The following is a 19,510-nucleotide window of genomic DNA, read 5'->3' on the forward strand; positions in this document are numbered from 1 at the left end:
TATTAAATTTATAAAATTTTTATTACATAAGTTTTGATACATTTCTTGCGTAGGCGATTGGGTCTTTTATTTCAAGACCTGCTACAAGTCTTGCACCGTCGTAAAGTAATTCTGTATAAGTTTTAAATTCTTCTGAGTCTTTATCCATTTCCTTTAATTTTTTAACGGCTGTATGATTTGGATTTATTTCCAAAACTTTATCTGCTTTAAAGCCTTCATTATTTGGCATGTGACTTAAAGTTTTTTCCATTTCTATGGAGATTTCGCCCTTACTTGATAGATAAGCTGCGTCATCTTTTAAGTTTGGATTTTCTTTTATTGATGAAACTTCACCAGTTAAAAGGTCCTTCATCTTCTTTACATAGTCGCCAAGATTTTTGTCGTCTTCTTCTTTTGCATCAGTTTCTGAAATTGATTTAAATTTCTTTTCATCGTATTCATCAAGCATTTTTATGACAAATTCGTCTATAGGATCAGTTAAGGCAAGAACTTCAATGTCCTTTTCTATAAATTGTTTTATTTGTGGAAGTTCCTTTATGCTTTCAAGAGATGTTCCATTGGCATAATAGATAAAGTCTTGGTCTGGAGCCATGTCCTTTCTGTATTCGTTAAATGTAACATTTTCTCTTTTTGTTGTTGAATAAATAAACAAATCTTTTAACTTGTCCTTGTCGGCTCCATAATTTTCATAGGCACCAGATTTTAAACTTACGCCAAAGTTTTTGAAAAATTCAGCATATTTTTCTCTGTCATTTTTAAGAATTTTTGCAAGCTCATCAAGAATTTTCTTTTCAATATTTTTCTTTATAAGTTGAAGCTCGCGAGTTTTTTGTAGCATTTCACGAGAAATATTTAGGGAAATATCTTCAGAGTCAACTATACCTTTAACGAAGTTCAAATAATCTGGAAGAAGATCTTGGCATTTTTCCATAATTAAAACCCCGTTGGAATAAAGTTCAAGTCCGCCCTTTCTTTCTGGACTTAAGAAGTCAAAAGGTCTTCTGGAAGGAATATATAAAATTGCCTTAAAGGAAATCATGCCTTCCACACTTACATGGATGTGGGCAAGAGGATCTTCAAAGCCAAAGTGTCTTTGTCTAAAGAAGTTGTTGTAGTCCTCATCCTTTAATTCATTTTTATTTTTTCTCCACATAGGAACAGAGGAATTAAGAACATCATCTTCTCTATAGGATTCAAATTTTGGATCATCTTCACTTGAGTCAGCAGCCGGTCTTTTCTTCTCAACTTCCATCTTTATTGGATAGGAGATGTAGTTTGAGTAGTGGCTTACAAGTTCTCTTATTTCATATTCATCAAGGTACTTGTCATAGTCTTCGTCCTTAGTATTTTCTTTTAAGTGAAGAGTTATTGTAGTTCCCTGACTATCTTTTTCTGCGTCAGAAATTGTGTAGCCTTCTGCACCCTTTGACTTCCAAAGATGAGCGACCTCTTCCTTATAAGACCTTGTTAGGACAGTAATTTCATCGGCAACCATAAAGGCAGAATAAAAACCTACCCCAAATTGACCGATTATTTCATGACCCTCATTTTTTTCGTTTAGATTTTTAAAATCAAGAGAGCCAGATTTTGCAATTGTGCCCAAGTTTTCTACAAGTTCATTTTCAGTCATACCAATGCCATTATCTTCAATGGTAATAGTTCTTTTTTCTTTATCAGGTCTAATTCTTATATAGTAATCTTCGTGATTGAATTTAACTTTGTCGTCATTAAGGGCGATGTAGTACATCTTGTCCATGGCATCAGATGCGTTTGAAATTAATTCACGCAAAAATATTTCTTTATTTGTGTAAATGGAGTTAATCATTAAATCCATTAATCTTTCAGTTTCAGCATTGTATTTTTTATTTTTCATTTAATCACCTTTATTCAAATAATTTTTTAAATCTTTTATTAGCACTCAATAAGTACATCTGCTAATAATATATATCTTTTCATATAAATAGTCAAACTTTTATAAAAAAATTATTAGATTTATTAAAAATAATTATTTAAAAAAATTAAAAAAAATGAGGCAATTGTTTTCAAAGTCTTATTATTGATGTATAATATATTTGGTATTTTAGAAGGGAGGAGAAATGTTTACTGAAGTAGAAAAAGGCAATAGGATAAAAATTATTACAGGACACTTTGGCAGTGGAAAGACTGAATTTGCAATAAATTATGCCCTATACCTAAGAAAGTATTTTGACAAAGTAGCAGCAGTTGATTTAGACATTATAAATACATATTTTAGACTTAGAGAGAAAATGGATTTTTTAAAGGAAAATGGAGTAGAATCCTTTTCATCTAATATGCGTGAAAAAAATGCACTAGACATACCAGCAGTTGATGCGGCAATTTTAAAACCACTAGAAAATAAAGACTACAGAGCTGTATTAGATGTTGGTGGAAATCCAAAGGGATCACTTTCTCTTGGCAGGTATAGAGATATTTTAAAAAGAGAAGGCTATGATCACTACTTTGTCATCAATAGAAATAGACCAGAGACTAAGGACTTTAAGTCTGTTAGAGATTTTATTGGACAAGTGGAAGGCCATTCACAAACTAAGGTGACGGGAATAATTAACACTACTCATTTTTTGAAGGAAACTACAGCAGATGATCTTTTGTATGGCGATGAGCTTGCAAGAGAAGTTTCAGAAAAATTAAATCTGCCCTATGTTTATGCAGTATGCCTAAGAAGTATTGAAAGTGATGTTAGAGCTTTAAATTTAGCAGCAGAAGTTTTTCCAATAGACTTATATTTTAGAGAAGATTGGATGTTATAGGAGGTAAATAATGGCTAAAGGAAGAGTGGAGTTTGAAAGCGACAGATGTAAGGGATGTGGGTTATGTGTAACTGTATGTCCAAAAGATGTAATTGAAATCGATATGGATACTATTAACAAAAAAGGTTACGCACCTGCTATGGCAAAAAGACCAGAGGATTGCATTGCTTGTCAAAATTGTGCAATTACTTGTCCTGATTCAATTATTACAGTATATAAAATTTCTTAAGGGGTGTTTACATGACAAAGGTACTTATGAAGGGGAACGAAGCAGTTGGTGCAGCAGCTATTGAAGCTGGTTGCAAATATTTTTTCGGTTATCCTATTACTCCTCAATCTGAAATTCCTGAATATTTATCAAGGGAACTTCCAAAGGTTGACGGATGTTTTTTGCAAGCTGAATCTGAAGTTGCAGCTATAAATATGCTTTATGGTGCTGCAGGAGCTGGAGCAAGAGTTATGACTTCATCTTCTTCTCCTGGAGTTTCACTAATGCAAGAAGGCATTTCTTATATGGCAGGGGCAGAACTTCCTTGCGTAATTGTAAATATGATGAGAGGTGGTCCTGGACTTGGATCAATCCAACCTTCTCAAACTGATTATTTCCAATCAACTAGAGGTGGCGGAAATGGTGACTACAGAACTATTACTTTGGCACCATCTTCTGTGCAAGAGCTTGTAAATTTAATTGAACTTGGTTTTGATTTAGCTGATAAGTACAGAAATCCTGTTGTTATTATGAGTGACGGTGTACTTGGACAAATGATGGAACCAGTTGAATTTGGAATGCAAGAAAAAATGGATCTTCCTGAAAAAACTTGGGCAACAAGAGGCAAGGGAAAGAATCATGGTGAAAGAAATATTATAAATTCAATTTATCTTTCTGCTGATGAACTTGAAGAACACAACAAGCACTTAATTGAAAAATATAGACAAGTTACAGAAAATGAAATTAGAGTAGAAGTTGATGGCATTGAAGATGCTGATTTAGTTATCAGTGCCTATGGAACTACTGCTAGAATTGCAAAGAGTGCAATTGAACATTTAAGAAAAGAAGGTCACAAAGTTGGTCTTATCCGTCCAATAACTTGTTGGCCATATCCTTATGAAGCCTTCAAGGGCATAAATCCAAATTGCAAAGATATTCTAGTTTGCGAAATGAACCAAGGTCAAATGACTGACGATGTAAAGATTGCAGTTGAAGGAAGACAAAAGGTTCACTTCTTTGGAAGACAAGGCGGCGTAATTCCAAATGTGGAAGAAATTAAAGAAGCTGCTCTTAAAGTTTTAGGAGGTCTCAAATAATGGAAAAAACTAATGAACAAGTTTTATATAAATATTCAGAAGGTTTGACTAGAAATGAAACTCACTATTGCCCTGGATGTACTCATGGTGTTATCCACAAATTAGTGGCAGAATCTTTAGTTGAACTAGGAGTTTTAGACGAAGCAATAGGAGTTGCACCAGTTGGTTGTGCAGTTCTTGCTTACAAATATTTTAACTGCGACATGCACGAAGCAGCTCACGGTAGAGCACCTGCCGTTGCAACAGGAATTAAAAGAGTTCATCCTGATAATTTAGTATTTACTTATCAAGGCGATGGCGACTTGGCTTCTATTGGTACTGCAGAAATTGTTCAAGCTGCTCACAGAGGAGAAAATATTTCAACAATTTTTGTCAACAACGCAATTTATGGTATGACTGGTGGACAAATGGCACCAACAACACTAGTTGGTCAAGTTACAACAACTTCTCCTTACGGAAGAGACGAAGCTTGGTGTGGTAAGCCAATTAAAGTTTCTGAAATGCTTGCTACTATTGATGGAGCAAAATTTGTTGAAAGAGTTTCTGTTGACACTCCAGCAAATATTAGAAAGGCAAAGAAAGCTATTAAAGAATGTTTCAAATATCAACTTGAAGGCAAGGGATTTGGAATTGTAGAAGTTTTATCATCTTGCCCAACAAACTGGGGACTTCCTCCTGCAGATGCACTTGCATGGCTTAGAGATAATATGATTCCATACTATCCACTTGGTAATTTTAGGAGGGGTGAATAATGGCTACTAGAGATATTATTGCTGCTGGCTTTGGCGGACAAGGTATTATGGCAATGGGTCAACTTATAACTTATTCAGGAATGCTTGAAAACAAATTTGTTTCCTGGCTTCCAAGTTATGGTCCAGAAATGCGTGGAGGTTCTGCAAACTGCTCAGTTGTAGTTTCTGATGAACCCGTTGGCTCTCCAGTAATTTCACAAGCAACAGATGTAGTGGTTATGAACGAGCCATCTCTTGAAAAATTTGAATCCCATGTTGCACCTGGTGGAAATTTATTTATAAATTCATCTCTCGTTAAAAAAGCACCAAGAAGAGATGACATAAATGTCTTTTCTATTCCAGTAAATGACTTGGCAAATGAACTTGGCAATTCAAAAGTTGCAAATATGGTAATGCTTGGGGCATTTTTAGAGGTTACAAATACTGTAAAAGTTGAATCAGTAATAAAAGCTTTTACAAAAGTTTATGGAGATTCTAAGAAAAAACTTCTTCCAATAAATGAAAGAGCTATTGCCACTGGACAAGAAGCAATTAAGGGAGCAGGCTGCGTTGGTGGAATTTGTCAAATCCTTCCAGAAAAGACAAATTCTAAGGTTAAGAGTCACTATTCAAGACAAACTGCAGCAAATGTTGAATTAAGCGGAAGTGACCTTGAAAATATTGAATACCTAAAGACAATTAAAAAATATTCAAAAGAAGATGACGAAAAGATTTTTGAAAACGAAATGTCAATAGTTGAAGAAGCACTTTTCATTGAGGGTGAATCTATAAAATTCTGCGACAAGGCTGCTGAAATGTTAAAGGGCGACGATGCAGGAGAAATTTTCGCATCACTTTCACATCAATCAGAAGAACACATCTCTTACTTAAAGGGACTTAAAGAAACATTAAAATCTAAGGATGAAACTTCTCTTGCCGATAAGATCAAGGCAAAACTTACTAAGAGAGAAGATTACGATTGGGGCAAGGTTGACCCTGAAAAGGCAAGACTTGCACTAAATGTATTTGCAATTGCTAAAGACATTAAAAATTCTTCTATTGCTTTTTATGCTAAGGCTAAGGAAAAATCTGAAGATGCCAATGCAAAGAAACTTTACGATGAACTTGAATATTGGGAAAACTTCCAATTAAAACAAGTTGCTGGTCAGTACGAAATTTATAAGGAAGAATGGTGGGCTGACCAAATGTTCTCAAAAATGTAATAAAATTTTTAAGAGGCACCTTAGGTGCTTCTTTTTTTGTAATTTTTTAGGGGATTTTTGTGAGTTAGAAAATTTTTTGGCCAAAAAAAATTAATTGTGAAGATGAAAATTATTTTTGAGAGAGATATTTTTATTTTTAAAAAATTTATCCATAGTAAAAAATAGACTCTGAAAAATTTTATGAAATTTAATATACAAGAAATAAGATAAAAAAAATAAGATAAAAAAGCCACAAAGAAATCTCTGTGGCTAAAAATCTATTTTATAAAATTATTGTGGAATATATTTTTTATTATCCTTGCCTAACTTATGTTGTGCCATAGTTGATACAACAGTGTAAATTAAAATTGATGCCAAGTTTGCAGTTACAGAGTCGTGATCAAATCTTGGAGAAACTTCACAAATGTCAAAGCTCATTGGTTTTCCAGTTGAAAAGACATGTTTTAAAAGTAAAATTACTTTTTCTGGGTCAACTCCAAGAGGTTGTGGAGCAGAGACACCTGGTGCAAAACTTGATGTAAAGCAGTCCATGCAAATTGTAATGTATAGGTGATCTTTTTCTGCAATGTACTCGTCAAGATTTTGGGCAATGTCAAATAAATTGCCATTGATAAGATCTTTTCCCAATACATATTTAACTCCCAAGTCATCAGCTGTTCTAAAAAGTGCAAGAGTGTTGGAATGTTTTTGGATTCCCATTACATAGTAGGCATATTCAGTTCCCTTTTCACGAGTGTAGTCTGCAATTTGCCTAAACATTGTGCCGCTTGTTCCAGTTCCCTTTTCATAAGGACGAAGGTCAAAGTGAGCATCGAAGTTTAAAATGCCAAGCATTTTGTCATCCTTGTCGTCAAGGTAAGTGGAGAGACCCTTGTAGTGACCAAAGGCAGTTTCGTGACCGCCACCTAAAACTAGGGGAAATAAATTTAATTCGAGAACTCTTTTTACAGCTTTTGCTAGTTCGTCTTGGCTGGCTTCAAGAGTTGTGTACTTACTTGTAACATTTCCGCAGTCGAAAATTTTAAGGTCCTTAGAAAATTGACATGGAAGCTTTGCAAGTTCCTTTCTAATAGCAGCAGGACCTGCAGCAGCACCAAATCTTCCCTTGTTAAGCTCAATACCTTGGTCTGATTCAAAACCTAGTATGCCAAAGCCAAGTTTTCCGTCAAAGGGACTTAAGCTTTCGTCATTTAAATCAAGGGGCTTCACCCATTGATGCCATCTAAAGGATTCGTAATCATTTTCGTCGTCAATTCTACCTGACCATATTCCCATTTCTTGGGGACTGTAATAATTTATCATTTTACACCTCAGTTTACTTTATTTTTTGGAGTTTTTCCATTTTTAAAATCAATTAAATTATCTTTTGCATTTTCGCCCATTTCTAGCCTTGCTTCAAAAGTTGCATTGCCAAGGTGAGGAGCGAGAATTACATTAGAAAGATCCATTAGTTTTTCATTAACTTTTGGCTCAAATTCGTAGACATCAAGAGCAGCGCCTGCAATTTCCTTTGCAATAAGCGCATGGGCAAGAGCTTCTTCGTCAACAACTGGACCTCTTGACGCATTAATTAATATAGCAGATTTTTTCATCATTTCAAGTTCTTTTTTAGAAATCATGTGGTGAAGTTCTGGCACAAAGGCAGTGTGGAGACTCAAAAAGTCAGAATTTTTAATTACATCATCCTTGTCCCTATATTCAATGCCAAATTCCTTTTCAAAATCTTCCTTTCTTGTGCGTGAATAATAAATTACCTTCATTTCAAAAGCCTTAGCTCTCTTTGCAAGGTTCTTTCCTATATTTCCAAGACCAATTATGCCAAGAGTCTTGCCCTTTAATTGGCTTCCAAGGTAAAAAGTAGGTCTCCAGCCATAAAAGCCGCCTTCTCTTGTAACCTTATCGCCAGATACAATTTTTCTTGCAGCAGCAAGCATAAGACCGAAGGCAAGTTCAGCAGTGGAGACAGCAGAGGCAGGGGCAGGTGCATTGGTAACAACAATTTCCTTTTCTCTTGCGTAAGCTATGTCGATATTGTCGAAGCCTGCGCCGTAGTTTGCAATAATTTTCAAGTCCCTTCCTGCATCAATTACATCCTTATCGATTTTATCAGATAGGGGACACAAGAGGGCATCCTGACCCTTAATTTTTTCTATAGTTTCTTCTTTTTTAAGGGGCACATTGGAGTCGTGGTAAGTTATTTCAAAATTTTTATCTAGTTCGTCGTAAATTTCTTCTGGAATATTACTTGTAATCAATAATTTCATAAAATCACCTCGTTATTTTTATTTTAACATTAAATGATTATTGTATAAAGTAGACTGGAAAACAATTAAAAAATAAATTGACAAAAAAGATTCAATATTATATTTTTAAATAAAGTTAATATAGTAATAGCATTTAGTAATTTTTTTATTTGAGAAAAATTAAATCTAGAAATCAGCGAAGATTCTGAAATTATTAGGTTTGATAGGTGGTATTTTGAAGAAGAATAAAACGCTAATATTTTTAAATTTTATATTTTTAATTTTTACTGTAATATCATATTTTAAAAGAGGTCGGAGTATATTTTTGTTATTTGCTTTTGCGTTTTTTGTTCAGATTTGTTATTGCTTATACGATATGCATAAAAATAAATAGGATTGGTTGAAAAATATGAAAGAAAAAGTTAAAAATCTGATGTTAAATCCTGCTATGCAGATAAAAATAATAGCATCTTTTTTCATATTTATGTTATTTATAAAATCCTATGTCGATACTAGCTTTATATTATCTTTGATTGATGAGGTTATATTGACGTATTTTATAATTAATTTTGTATTTCTTTTTGTAAATAAAAATAAATTAGGAAAACAATTAAAAAAAAGATTGACAGATGTTGTTATTTCGGCCTTACCCTATGTAATTGGACGTTTAATCTCAATAGTAATAATTATTATTATAAAAGTTTTATAATTTAAAAGTTAAAACATAAAAATATGGTTTAGGAATAATTCTTTAACCATATTTTTATAGCGATAGCTTGTAATACTAAACACTAATTAAAAATAAGTGTATTTTTAATTAGCTCAAGAGTTATGATACTCTTTAGAAGAAAGGGGTTAGCTTTTAACTCTATAATTTATTTTATAAATTATATTAAATCGAAAATTACAGGAGATATAAGTCAAAGCATAAAGTATTTAGATTTTTTTCAAATTGTTGAAATTATAATATGTCTTATTGGTTTAACCTTATTTATCTATCCTATTACGAACATATTATTACTGTTAAAAGAAAAAAATGATATTTAAGAAGTTGGGAATTTTCCTAACTTCTTTTTTAACTTCAAAAATCTTATAATCTCCTATATAATATATAAAGTTAAGAGGTGATTAGGTGCAAAGTAATGAAAATAAATTGGGGACTATGTCAATCCCAAAACTTTTATTTCAAGTATCCTTTCCCATTGTAGTTTCCATGTTTATACAGTCCATGTATAACTTGGTTGACTCCTATTATATAGGAAAGATTAACGAAGAGGCCTTCACAGCAATTTCCATTGCCTTTCCCATTCAAAATATAATGATAGGAATTGCAGTGGGAACGGGCGTCGGTATGAACTCTTTGATATCAAGATACTTGGGAGAAAAAAATTATGAAAAATCAAATAGGACGGCAGAAACTGGTCTAGCCCTTGCCATAATTTATGGAATAATTTTATTAATTTTATCGAGATTTTTGCCAAGACCCTTTTTATCTGCACAAACTACTAATGAAAATATAATTGCCTATGGTATAGATTACCTTCAAATTGTTATGGGACTATCTATAGGAGTTTTTACACAAATTTTTCTGGAGAGGACCTTGCAGTCCACAGGCAGGTCAATTTTTACTATGCTGACACAGCTTATTGGAGCAGTATTAAATATTATCCTTGACCCAATATTTATCTTTGGATACTTTGGACTACCTGCCATGGGAGTTAAGGGTGCAGCAATTGCAACTGTAACGGGACAAATTATCGGGGCCCTCTTTGGATCTTTCTTTGAATATAAATTTAATAAAGAGATTACTATAAAGAAGCCGGTATTAGATTTAGAAATAGTAAAGGGAATTTATGTAGTTGGAGTTCCTTCCATGATTACCATAACCATTCAGTCTTTTACAATTTATGTTTTAAATAAAATGCTCTCAGAGATTTCAACTTCTGCCATAGCAGCCCTTGGAGCCTACTTTAAGGTTCAATCCTTTGTCTTTATGCCAATCTTTGGAGTGAACAATGGTCTTGTGCCAATAGTCGCCTATAATTATGGAGCAAAGAATAAAGATAGAATAATAAAAACCATAAAACTTGCCTTTATCACAGTAACTTTCATGATGATTTTTGTATCGGCTATAATTATAATTTTCCCAAGGGAATTACTTGGCATATTCTCTGCCAGTGGCAAGATGCTTGAAATAGGAATACCAATGCTTAGAATCTGTGCCCTATCCTATGTCTTTGCAGGCGTATCCATTGTAGGCACTGCAGTTTTCCAAGCCTTTGGCAATGGAATATTGACACTATTTGATTCTATTTTAAGACAAATTATTGTGCTTCTACCTGTTGCCTACATTGCCATAAAATTTTTCACAGTCAATGAAATATGGTGGGGCTATGTAATTGCAGAATTTGCATCCACACTTTTTGTAATTTATTTAATGAACACCTTTGTTAGAAAAAAATTAGAGCTTATTTAAGCCTTAAAAGTGGCGTAAATGTTGAAAAAATTTTGATTTTGATGTATTATGAATTTAATTTAAAATATCCTAGGAGGAATAGCATGGCTAAAGCAAAATTTGAAAGAAATAAACCACACGTAAACATTGGAACAATTGGTCACGTTGACCACGGTAAGACAACTCTTACAGCAGCAATCACACTTGTAATGAACAAGAGATACGGCGGAGGAGAATTCGTAGACTACGCACACATTGACAAGGCACCAGAAGAAAGAGAAAGAGGAATCACAATTTCAACATCTCACGTAGAATACGAAACACCAAACAGACACTACGCACACGTAGACTGCCCAGGACACGCTGACTATGTAAAGAACATGATTACAGGAGCAGCACAAATGGACGGCGCTATCCTAGTAGTATCAGCAGCTGATGGTCCAATGCCACAAACAAGAGAACACATTCTACTAGCTCGTCAAGTAGGTGTACCAAAGATTGTAGTATTCCTAAACAAAGAAGACCAAGTAGATGACCCAGAACTAATCGAATTAGTAGAAATGGAAGTAAGAGACCTACTTTCAGAATACGACTTTGACGGAGACAACACACCAATCGTAGTAGGCTCAGCACTAAAAGCCCTAGAAGATCCAGACGGAGAATGGGGAGACAAAATCGTAAAACTAATGGAAGAAGTAGACGAATACATTCCAACACCAGCAAGAGATACAGAACACCCATTCCTAATGCCAATTGAAGACATCTTCTCAATCACAGGAAGAGGAACAGTAGCAACAGGAAGAGTAGAACAAGGTGTAGTAAAAGTAGGAGATACTGTAGAAGTAGTAGGACTTACAGACGAAAAGAGACAAGTAGTAGTAACAGGTGTAGAAATGTTTAGAAAACAACTAGACCAAGCCGAAGCAGGAGACAACATCGGAGCCCTACTAAGAGGTGTACAAAGAGAAGAAATCCAAAGAGGACAAGTTCTAGCAGCACCTGGAACAATTCACCCACATACAAAATTTGAAGCAGAAGTATATGTACTAACAAAAGAAGAAGGTGGAAGACATACACCATTCTTTAACGGATACAGACCACAATTCTACTTCAGAACAACAGACGTAACAGGAGATATCCAACTAAAAGAAGGAACAGAAATGGTAATGCCAGGAGATAACTCCACATTTACAGTAACACTAATCACACCAATCGCAATGGACGAAGGATTAAGATTCGCTATTCGTGAAGGTGGAAGAACAGTAGCATCTGGAGTAGTATCTAAGATTCTTGACTAATCCTTTAGATTAAAATAAAAATTAAGGGCGAGGAAACTCGCTCTTTTTTTATTGGAAATAAAATTATAAATTTTTAACTATTGAAATATTATAAAATTACTCACTAATTTTCTTTTAAAAACTCTATATGCTAAAATGAATCTACGGAGGATTTATGAATATATATAAAGGACTTAATAAATATAAAATTAGAATAATTGTTGTAATACTTCTTACCTTTGGAAATGCTCTTGGAGAATTATTTTTGCCAAAACTTATGAGCCTTGTAATAGATAAGGGCGTAGCCTATGGCGACACATCTTATGTGCTAAAAATTGGAGCCCTTATGATTTTTGTCGTCATATTAACTGTTATGTGTAGGGCATCAGCAGCTTATCACTCTTCAAAAACTACTATGGCTTTTTCAAGAGATCTTAGATATGAATTATTTAAAAAAATAAATTATTTAAGCTTTGACGATGTTGAATACTTTTCAATTTCATCACTTATAACAAGGACCACTGACGATGTAAATCAAGTGGAGCAAATGGTTTTAATGGGGCTTAGACCCTTAATTAGAGGTCCTCTTATGTTTATAGGTGGACTAATAATGGCACTTTCTACAAATGTAAAGCTGTCTCTTGTTTTTCCACTTACTATTCCCTTTATTGGACTTGGAATTTTTTATGTATTTAAAATGGGACTACCTTACTTTCCAATTTTGCAGAGAAGATTAGATAAACTTAATGAACTTTTTAGAAGAAGATTAACAGGTCTTCGTGTCATCAGGGCTTTTTCTAAGGATGAATACGAAGAAGCAGTTTTTGATGAGGCTAATAGATCTTATCAAGAAATGTCTACAAAGGTAAATAAGCTTCTAGTAAATGTTAGACCCATGCTTGGCACGATTTTAAATTTTGGAATAATATTTGTTTTATATTATGGAGCAAAATTAATTGATATAAGAGAGCTTGGCATTGGAGAACTTATGGCTTACATTCAGTACATTACTCAAGTTTTAATTGCCATGATTATGATGAGCTTTCTTCTAAGCCTTTTGCCAAGAGTTTTTGCATCTATGGAGAGAATTAATGAAGTCCTTGAATATGAAAGAAGTAAAACTGGTGGAGATAAAAATTTATCAGAGGATATTTATGAAATTGAGGCAAAAAATCTCTCCTTCTCTTATCCTGATGCAAGTTTAAAAGTCTTAAAGGACATAAACTTTCATGTAAAAAAAGGGGAAACCCTTGGTATAATTGGTGGAACTGGTTCAGGAAAGTCAACTCTTTTAAGACTTCTCTTGCAATTTTATGAGCCAGGCGATGGGGAACTTTTTATAAATGGCATTGACATTAAGAGCCTAAAAAACTTTGGTGTGAGGGAAAAAATTTCCTATGTGCCACAGGAAAATTTCTTCTTTTCAAAAACTGTTGCTGAAAATTTATCCTATGCAAGGGAAGATGCTGAAGAAGAAAAAATGCTTGATTCAATAAATAATGCTCATGCAAGAGAATTTTTGGGCGAGGACCCACTAAATAAAGAAATAGCAAGAGCTGGAAAAAACCTATCTGGTGGACAAAGACAAAGACTTGCTATAGCAAGGGCTCTTACTCGTGAGGCTTCAGTTTATCTCTTTGACGATTCTTTTTCAGCCCTAGATTATAAAACAGATTATGAGCTTAGACAAATTTTAAAGAAAAATCTCAAGGATAAAATTGTCATTGTAGTGGCACAAAGAGTTGCTACGATTTTAAATGCTGATAAGATTTTAGTTTTGGAAGATGGAGAGGTGGCAGGCTACGGAAATCATGAAAGTCTCATGAAGACAAATGAAATTTATAGGGAAATAGCCATAAGTCAGGGGCAAGATTATGAAGAAGAAAGATAATACAATTTTAAGAATAATTTCCTATTTAAAAAATTATAAGGCCTTTTTATTTCTTGCTATATTTCTTACTATTGGCTCATCGATTTTTGAAATAATCTCGCCAAAATTAATGGGAAATATCACCACGAGAATCTTTGAAAACTTAAAGATGAAGACAAGTATAGATTTTGACTACGTTATAAAAATTTGCCTAATAATGGGTCTTGTATATTTAGGTCAAGCTATCTTTGAATTTTTTAGGGGCAGAATTTTAGTTGATGTCACACAAGACCTCATTGCTAAATTTAGAAGAGAAATTTCTGAAAAAGTTAAGTACATTCCAACATCTTACTTTGACAAAAATAAAACAGGGGACCTTTTATCTAGGATGACTAACGATGTTGAAACTCTTGGCAAAAATTTGCAGCAGACAATTTCATCAATTTTATCTTCTATAGTTTTAATTGTTGGAATTCTCTTTGTCATGATAAAAATTTCTCCAACTTTGACCTTAGTATTTCTCTTTACTCTTCCCATGACATATTTTTCAACGAAATTTATTTCAAATAAGTCCCAGGGATATTTTAGAAGAAAGTCTAAGGGTCTAGGGTCTATGGTTGGTTTTGTCGAAGAAAATTTTTCAGGGTCAGAGCTTATTAAGGCCTTTAATTATGAAAAAAGGGCAGAGAGAGAATTCTTAGAAATCAATGACAATCTCTATGAAGTTTCCTACAGAGCTTCCTTTATGACGGGCATCATGCTTCCAATTATGACTTTTATTTCAAATCTTGGCTATGTAATGCTTTCCATTGTTGGTGGACTTCTCGTTTTATCTGGCAAATTATTTGTGGGAGATATTCAAGCAGTTCTTCAATATGTTAGAAGACTATCAAACCCTATTGAGCAGTTGGCAGAGATGGCATCAATTTTTCAAGCCTCAATTGCTGCTGCTGAAAGAGTTTTTGAATTTTTGGACCAAGAGCCCGAAGAAGAAATTGTAAAGGACGAAATAAAAAAACCGGTGGAAGATATAGAATTTAAAAATGTTTATTTTTCCTATGATAAGAAAAAACCTGTAATCAACAATCTAAACCTAGAAGTGGAAAAAAATAAAACTGTTGCTATAGTTGGTTCCACTGGAGCAGGTAAGACTACTATTGTAAATCTTCTCATGAGGTTTTATGATATTGATAGGGGATTTATTAAAATAAATGGAAAAGATATAAGAGATGTGTCGAGAAGAAACTTGCGCTCACTTTTTGGCATGGTGCTTCAAGATTCCTGGCTCTTTCGAGGCACAATTTATGAAAATATTTTGTATGGACGAGAAGATGCCACAAGAGAAGAAGTAATTGAGGCTGCAAAAAAAGCCTATTGCCACTCTTTTATAGAGAAACTGCCAAAGGGCTATGATACAGTTTTAAATGAAGAGGCATCAAATATTTCTCAGGGACAAAGGCAGCTTTTGACAATTGCAAGGGCACTTTTGTCAGATCCAGAAATTTTAATTTTAGATGAGGCAACTTCTTCTGTTGATACAAGGACAGAGGCCCTAATACAAAAGGCAATGAAAAACCTTCTCCATGAGAGGACAAATTTTGTTATCGCCCACAGACTTTCCACTATTGTAAATTCTGATGTGATTTTAGTTTTAGACAAGGGAGACATTGTTGAAAAGGGAAATCACAGAGAACTTCTTGCTAAAAAGGGAGTCTATGCTGATTTATATAATTCACAGTTTAAGGACTAGGAGGTCATAATGAAAGATTTTATTTTTAATGTTACGACAAAAATTCTTTTTGGAAAGGACCAAATGAAAAATTTGGCTTCTGAAATAAAAAAATATGGCAGTAGAGTTTTACTTTCCTATGGTGGAGGCTCAATTAAAAGAAGTGGTCTTTATGATGAAATAGTAAAAATTCTTGAAGAAAATAATATTTTTTACAAGGAACTTTCTGGCATTGAACCAAACCCAAGAGTTGAATCAGCAAGAGAGGGCGTAAAAATTGTAAGAGAAAATAATTTGGACTTCATTTTGGCAGTTGGTGGCGGCTCTGTAATTGACCTTTCTAAATTAGTTGCGGGAGCAGTTTATCTTAAATGTGATCCATGGGATATTGTAATTAAAAAGGCAATAATTGAAAAGGCACTTCCTATTGGAACGATTTTAACTCTTTCTGCAACAGGTTCAGAAATGGATGCTGGCGGAGTTATTACAAATCCTGAAACAAAACAAAAACTTGGTTTTGGCTCAGCTTATACTCTTCCAAAATTTTCTATTTTAAATCCAGAACTAACATATACAGTTAATGCAAAACATACTGCAGCAGGAATTGCAGACATAATGAGTCACACTATGGAAAATTATTTCACTTTAGGCGATGGAGCTTATATGCAAAATAGACTTGCTGAAGGAATTTTAAAAACTTGTATACACTATGGACCTATTGCCATGGAATATCCAGATAATTATGAAGCAAGAGCAAATATTATGTGGGCTTCATCTTGGGCTATAAATGGACTTTTATCTACTGGAAAAGAAACTCCTTGGTCAGTTCACGCAATGGAACATGAACTTTCTGCTTTTTATGACATCACTCATGGAATTGGACTTGCAATTTTAACTCCAAGATTTTTAAATCACATTTTAAATGATGACACAGTTGACATGATTAGAGATTTTGGTATAAATGTCTTTGGCATTAAGGCAAGTGATGATAAATTTAATGATGCAAAAAAAGCAATTGCTCGCCTTCACATGTTCTTTGAAGATGATATGAATATACCAATGACTCTTGGTGAAGTTGGTATTGATGATGAAAAACTAGAAGAAATGGCAGAAGCAGCAGCAAGACATGCTGGTGGATCAATAAAGGGCGTAGTAGAACTTAAAAAGGATGATATTTTAGAAATTTACAAGGCATCACTATAAAAAATTAAACTATTTGAGAATTTCTCAAATAGTTTTTTTATGAAAATTTTTATGCTTAGAAAATTGAGTTTAAAAAGATAGTGGGATATAATTATCTTTGATAAAAATTATCAAATCTGTAAATCTTGTAAGGGCCTGTGGAGATGTGAGATGTGAAAATGGAAAAAAATTTAAAAAAATTTTAATCTTCATAATAATTCTAATTATTTGGCAAATTTTATCTAAGCTAAATATTTGGAGTGATTATATTCTTCCCTCTCCAGAAAGAGTTTTATTAACTGCAAGAGAAATGTTTTTAGATGGCTCTATTCTTATTGATACTTTAATTAGTATAAAGAGAGTTTTAATAGGCTTTAGCATATCCTTTATACTGTCAATTTTATTTGCAAGTTTATTTATAATTCATCCAGAAACAAGCATATATTTTGAAGGAATATTTGGATTTATAAAAAATGTTCCACCCCTTAGTTTAGTGCCAATACTAATACTTTGGGTGGGAATTGGAGAAGGAACAAAAATAGTTATTATTATTTTGGCATCTTTTTTCCCTCTCTTTTTAAATATTCAAAAGGGATTTATGGTAGTTGACCCCAATTTATTAGAAGTTGGCGATATTTTTGGCTACAACAAATATGAGAAATTTTTAAAAATTTCACTTCCTTCTGCCCTAAAGGATATTTTTGTTGGCATGAGAATTGCCCTAGGATATAGTTTTAGAGCAATTATTGCAGCAGAAATGATTGCTGCTTCAAGTGGGCTTGGCTATATGATAAATTTTGCAAGGCAGATGTCTCGAATTGATAAAGTAATTGTGGGAATAATTATGATTGGATTTGTTGGTTATTTGACAGATTTTATTTTTGTTAAACTTGCAAGCAAGTGCTTGAAGGGAGATTCTTTAAATGAATGGTATAATTCTTAAAGATGTTTGCAAAAATTATGCCATTCACGGCATAGAAATTAAGGCAATTAAAAATGTAAACTTGAAATTAAAAACTGAGGATAGGACAGTTTTAATTGGCGAATCTTCTTGTGGCAAAAGCACTTTGTTGAGATTAATTTCTGGTCTTGAAAAAGTTTCATCTGGAGAGATTTTTACAAATAATATTTCCACATCTATGGTTTTTCAAGAGCCAAGATTATTTCCTTGGAAAAATGTTAAGGAAAATATAAAATTTTCTTTAAAGGACAAGGTTGATGATAAACTTCTTGAAACTTGGATAGAAAAAATAAAGTTAAGGGGTTTTGAAGGGGCCTATCCATCACAATTATCTGGTGGTATGAAAAGTAGAGTCAGCATTGCCAGAGCCTTAGTGGCAAAAAAAGATTATATCCTAATGGACGAGCCCTTTGCAGCTATTGATGGCTTTACAAGAAAAAAGATGCAAAGAGAAGTCTTAAATCTTTTTGAAGAGGAAAAAATTGGCTATTTATTTGTAACTCACTCTCTAGAAGAAGCTCTTATAATGGGAAACAGGATTTTAATAATGAAGGAAGGTAAAATTCTAGATGATTTTTACCTTGAAGAGAGAAAATTTGGAAGTAAGGAACTAAAAGAACATTTTGACAATTTAATTAAAGGAGAAAGAAATGAAAAAAATATTTAAAATTGCAATTATAGTCATGTCACTATTTTTACTTGCAGCTTGCGGCAAAAGTGACAACAAAAAGGAAGCTAAGGAAGCTGAAAAGTTATCTCTTGATAAGTTAAATGTAACTTATGTAACATCACCACTAAATGTGCCATCAATTGTTGAAAAAGAATTGGGAATATTTGAAAAAAACATGCCAGGAGTTAAGGTAAACTACAGCGAAATAACAAGTGGAGCAGACCAAACTCAAGCTCTTGCAGCAGGTGATGTTGATGTACTTTATGCACTTGGTGGATCATCAGCAATTCTTGCTAAGGCAAATGGAGTTGACTTAAAAGTTTTAAATATGTATTCAAGAGCTCCAGAAGCTTTCGGTTTATATTCAATGGATAAGTCACTTAATAGCCCAGAATCACTAAAGGGCAAAAAAATTGCAGGACCTGCTGGAACTAATTTACACGAACTTTTAATTGCCTATCTTAAAAAAGCAAATATGACAATAGATGATGTGGAATATGTAAATATGTCTATACCAGATGCAGCTGCTGCTCTCGAATCAGGTGCCATTGATGTTGCCATGTTAGGTGGACCAGCTGGATATAAGGCTGTAAAATCTGGCAAAAATGAAATCACAAATGGTAAGGGCTTAATTGATGCCATAATTTGCGTTGCAACTTCAGAAAAATTTTACAATGAACACAAAGATGTAATTGATAAATTAATGGAAGCTCAAAAAGAAACTGCTGATTACATGAAAAATAACAGCAAGGAAACAAGAGATATTGTTATGAAGGCACTTTCTCTTGACCAAGAAGCCTTTGATACAATGTATAAGATGTACGACTTCTCAACAGAAATTACTGATGCTGATAAGGAAGGCTTTAAGAGAACTAAGGACTTTATGCTTGAAACAAAGATGATAGATAAAGATATAGATATTGATTCTTTATTTATAAAATAAAAATTATAAAATTAAGGCGAGGAGACTCGCCTTTTTAATTGTGACTTTAGTCAGTTGAGCACGCAACGCGTGCGAAACATAAAACTACCCGCTATGCGGGTAGGCAACAATAGGTTATACCAAAAATCACCT

17 protein-coding genes are annotated in these 19,510 nt (G+C 33.5%); 14 read left to right on the top strand and 3 right to left on the bottom strand.

Features of this window, described 5'->3' with window-relative positions:
- Positions 1-22: 22 nt before the first annotated feature.
- A complete protein-coding gene (htpG, locus tag JOD41_RS07415) occupies positions 23-1,873 on the bottom strand; it encodes a molecular chaperone HtpG (protein WP_205052268.1) in 1,851 nt (616 codons plus the stop codon).
- 223 nt (positions 1,874-2,096) lie between these two features.
- On the opposite strand from htpG, the gene JOD41_RS07420 reads away from it, so the two are divergent.
- From JOD41_RS07420 to JOD41_RS07440, 5 genes are read left to right on the top strand one after another with little or no spacing between them, the layout of a single operon-like run.
- Positions 2,097-2,789, top strand: coding sequence for an ATP-binding protein (locus tag JOD41_RS07420; RefSeq protein ID WP_205052269.1), 693 nt, complete (start codon positions 2,097-2,099; stop codon positions 2,787-2,789).
- Between the two features lie 10 nt (positions 2,790-2,799).
- Positions 2,800-3,018, top strand: a complete 219-nt coding sequence (locus JOD41_RS07425) for a 4Fe-4S dicluster domain-containing protein (RefSeq protein ID WP_019108373.1) — start codon at positions 2,800-2,802, stop codon at positions 3,016-3,018.
- Between the two features lie 11 nt (positions 3,019-3,029).
- The gene (locus JOD41_RS07430) at positions 3,030-4,094 is read left to right on the top strand and encodes a 3-methyl-2-oxobutanoate dehydrogenase subunit VorB (protein ID WP_205052270.1); all 1,065 of its coding nucleotides are present in this window, start codon (positions 3,030-3,032) and stop codon (positions 4,092-4,094) included.
- Positions 4,094-4,846: a thiamine pyrophosphate-dependent enzyme gene (locus JOD41_RS07435; RefSeq protein ID WP_156701344.1), complete on the top strand. Its 753-nt coding sequence runs from the start codon at positions 4,094-4,096 to the stop codon at positions 4,844-4,846. Before JOD41_RS07430 ends, JOD41_RS07435 begins: the two co-directional genes overlap by 1 nt.
- Complete coding sequence (locus tag JOD41_RS07440; protein WP_205052271.1) at positions 4,846-6,048, top strand: 2-oxoacid:acceptor oxidoreductase family protein; 1,203 nt, start codon at positions 4,846-4,848, stop codon at positions 6,046-6,048. Before JOD41_RS07435 ends, JOD41_RS07440 begins: the two co-directional genes overlap by 1 nt.
- A gap of 270 nt (positions 6,049-6,318) precedes the next feature.
- On the opposite strand, the gene hutG is transcribed toward JOD41_RS07440, so the two are convergent.
- Positions 6,319-7,350 carry a formimidoylglutamase gene (gene hutG, locus JOD41_RS07445; RefSeq protein ID WP_205052272.1) on the bottom strand — a complete coding sequence of 344 codons (1,032 nt, stop codon included), beginning with the start codon at positions 7,348-7,350 and terminating at the stop codon, positions 6,319-6,321.
- 8 nt (positions 7,351-7,358) lie between these two features.
- Positions 7,359-8,312 carry a 2-hydroxyacid dehydrogenase family protein gene (locus JOD41_RS07450; protein ID WP_205052273.1) on the bottom strand — a complete coding sequence of 318 codons (954 nt, stop codon included), beginning with the start codon at positions 8,310-8,312 and terminating at the stop codon, positions 7,359-7,361.
- Positions 8,313-8,700: 388 nt separating this feature from the next.
- On the opposite strand from JOD41_RS07450, the gene JOD41_RS07455 reads away from it, so the two are divergent.
- From JOD41_RS07455 to JOD41_RS07495, 9 genes are all read left to right on the top strand, one after another.
- A complete protein-coding gene (locus tag JOD41_RS07455; protein WP_205052274.1) occupies positions 8,701-9,000 on the top strand; it encodes a hypothetical protein in 300 nt (99 codons plus the stop codon).
- 423 nt (positions 9,001-9,423) lie between these two features.
- On the top strand, positions 9,424-10,767 hold the full coding sequence (locus tag JOD41_RS07460; protein ID WP_205052275.1) for an MATE family efflux transporter: 1,344 nt from the start codon (positions 9,424-9,426) through the stop codon (positions 10,765-10,767).
- An 83-nt stretch (positions 10,768-10,850) separates the two neighbouring features.
- On the top strand, positions 10,851-12,044 hold the full coding sequence (gene tuf / locus JOD41_RS07465) for an elongation factor Tu (RefSeq protein ID WP_205052276.1): 1,194 nt from the start codon (positions 10,851-10,853) through the stop codon (positions 12,042-12,044).
- Between the two features lie 154 nt (positions 12,045-12,198).
- Complete coding sequence (locus JOD41_RS07470; RefSeq protein ID WP_205052277.1) at positions 12,199-13,914, top strand: ABC transporter ATP-binding protein; 1,716 nt, start codon at positions 12,199-12,201, stop codon at positions 13,912-13,914.
- Positions 13,898-15,643, top strand: coding sequence for an ABC transporter ATP-binding protein (locus tag JOD41_RS07475; RefSeq protein WP_205052278.1), 1,746 nt, complete (start codon positions 13,898-13,900; stop codon positions 15,641-15,643). Before JOD41_RS07470 ends, JOD41_RS07475 begins: the two co-directional genes overlap by 17 nt.
- Before the next feature lie 9 nt (positions 15,644-15,652).
- Positions 15,653-16,825, top strand: a complete 1,173-nt coding sequence (locus JOD41_RS07480; protein ID WP_205052279.1) for an iron-containing alcohol dehydrogenase — start codon at positions 15,653-15,655, stop codon at positions 16,823-16,825.
- 97 nt (positions 16,826-16,922) lie between these two features.
- Positions 16,923-17,747, top strand: a complete 825-nt coding sequence (locus tag JOD41_RS07485; RefSeq protein ID WP_239541139.1) for an ABC transporter permease — start codon at positions 16,923-16,925, stop codon at positions 17,745-17,747.
- A complete protein-coding gene (locus JOD41_RS07490; RefSeq protein WP_205052280.1) occupies positions 17,728-18,432 on the top strand; it encodes an ABC transporter ATP-binding protein in 705 nt (234 codons plus the stop codon). The genes JOD41_RS07485 and JOD41_RS07490 overlap by 20 nt, the downstream gene beginning before the upstream one ends.
- Entirely contained in the window at positions 18,416-19,378 is a 963-nt protein-coding gene (locus tag JOD41_RS07495; protein ID WP_205052281.1) for an ABC transporter substrate-binding protein, read from the top strand. The genes JOD41_RS07490 and JOD41_RS07495 overlap by 17 nt, the downstream gene beginning before the upstream one ends.
- The last annotated feature ends 132 nt before the right edge of the window (positions 19,379-19,510 follow it).

Source organism: Peptoniphilus gorbachii (genome assembly GCF_016908115.1).
Lineage (GTDB): Bacteria > Bacillota > Clostridia > Tissierellales > Peptoniphilaceae > Peptoniphilus_A > Peptoniphilus_A gorbachii.

Coding starts and splice junctions, on each gene's coding strand:
- JOD41_RS07455 (WP_205052274.1), top strand. CDS start 8,701: ATGAAAGAAAAAGTTAAAAATCTGATGTTAAATCCTGCTATGCAGATA.
- tuf (WP_205052276.1), top strand. CDS start 10,851: ATGGCTAAAGCAAAATTTGAAAGAAATAAACCACACGTAAACATTGGA.
- JOD41_RS07430 (WP_205052270.1), top strand. CDS start 3,030: ATGACAAAGGTACTTATGAAGGGGAACGAAGCAGTTGGTGCAGCAGCT.
- JOD41_RS07435 (WP_156701344.1), top strand. CDS start 4,094: ATGGAAAAAACTAATGAACAAGTTTTATATAAATATTCAGAAGGTTTG.
- JOD41_RS07495 (WP_205052281.1), top strand. CDS start 18,416: ATGAAAAAAATATTTAAAATTGCAATTATAGTCATGTCACTATTTTTA.
- JOD41_RS07480 (WP_205052279.1), top strand. CDS start 15,653: ATGAAAGATTTTATTTTTAATGTTACGACAAAAATTCTTTTTGGAAAG.
- JOD41_RS07450 (WP_205052273.1), bottom strand. CDS start 8,312: ATGAAATTATTGATTACAAGTAATATTCCAGAAGAAATTTACGACGAA.
- JOD41_RS07470 (WP_205052277.1), top strand. CDS start 12,199: ATGAATATATATAAAGGACTTAATAAATATAAAATTAGAATAATTGTT.
- JOD41_RS07490 (WP_205052280.1), top strand. CDS start 17,728: ATGAATGGTATAATTCTTAAAGATGTTTGCAAAAATTATGCCATTCAC.
- htpG (WP_205052268.1), bottom strand. CDS start 1,873: ATGAAAAATAAAAAATACAATGCTGAAACTGAAAGATTAATGGATTTA.
- JOD41_RS07425 (WP_019108373.1), top strand. CDS start 2,800: ATGGCTAAAGGAAGAGTGGAGTTTGAAAGCGACAGATGTAAGGGATGT.
- JOD41_RS07440 (WP_205052271.1), top strand. CDS start 4,846: ATGGCTACTAGAGATATTATTGCTGCTGGCTTTGGCGGACAAGGTATT.
- JOD41_RS07420 (WP_205052269.1), top strand. CDS start 2,097: ATGTTTACTGAAGTAGAAAAAGGCAATAGGATAAAAATTATTACAGGA.
- hutG (WP_205052272.1), bottom strand. CDS start 7,350: ATGATAAATTATTACAGTCCCCAAGAAATGGGAATATGGTCAGGTAGA.
- JOD41_RS07475 (WP_205052278.1), top strand. CDS start 13,898: ATGAAGAAGAAAGATAATACAATTTTAAGAATAATTTCCTATTTAAAA.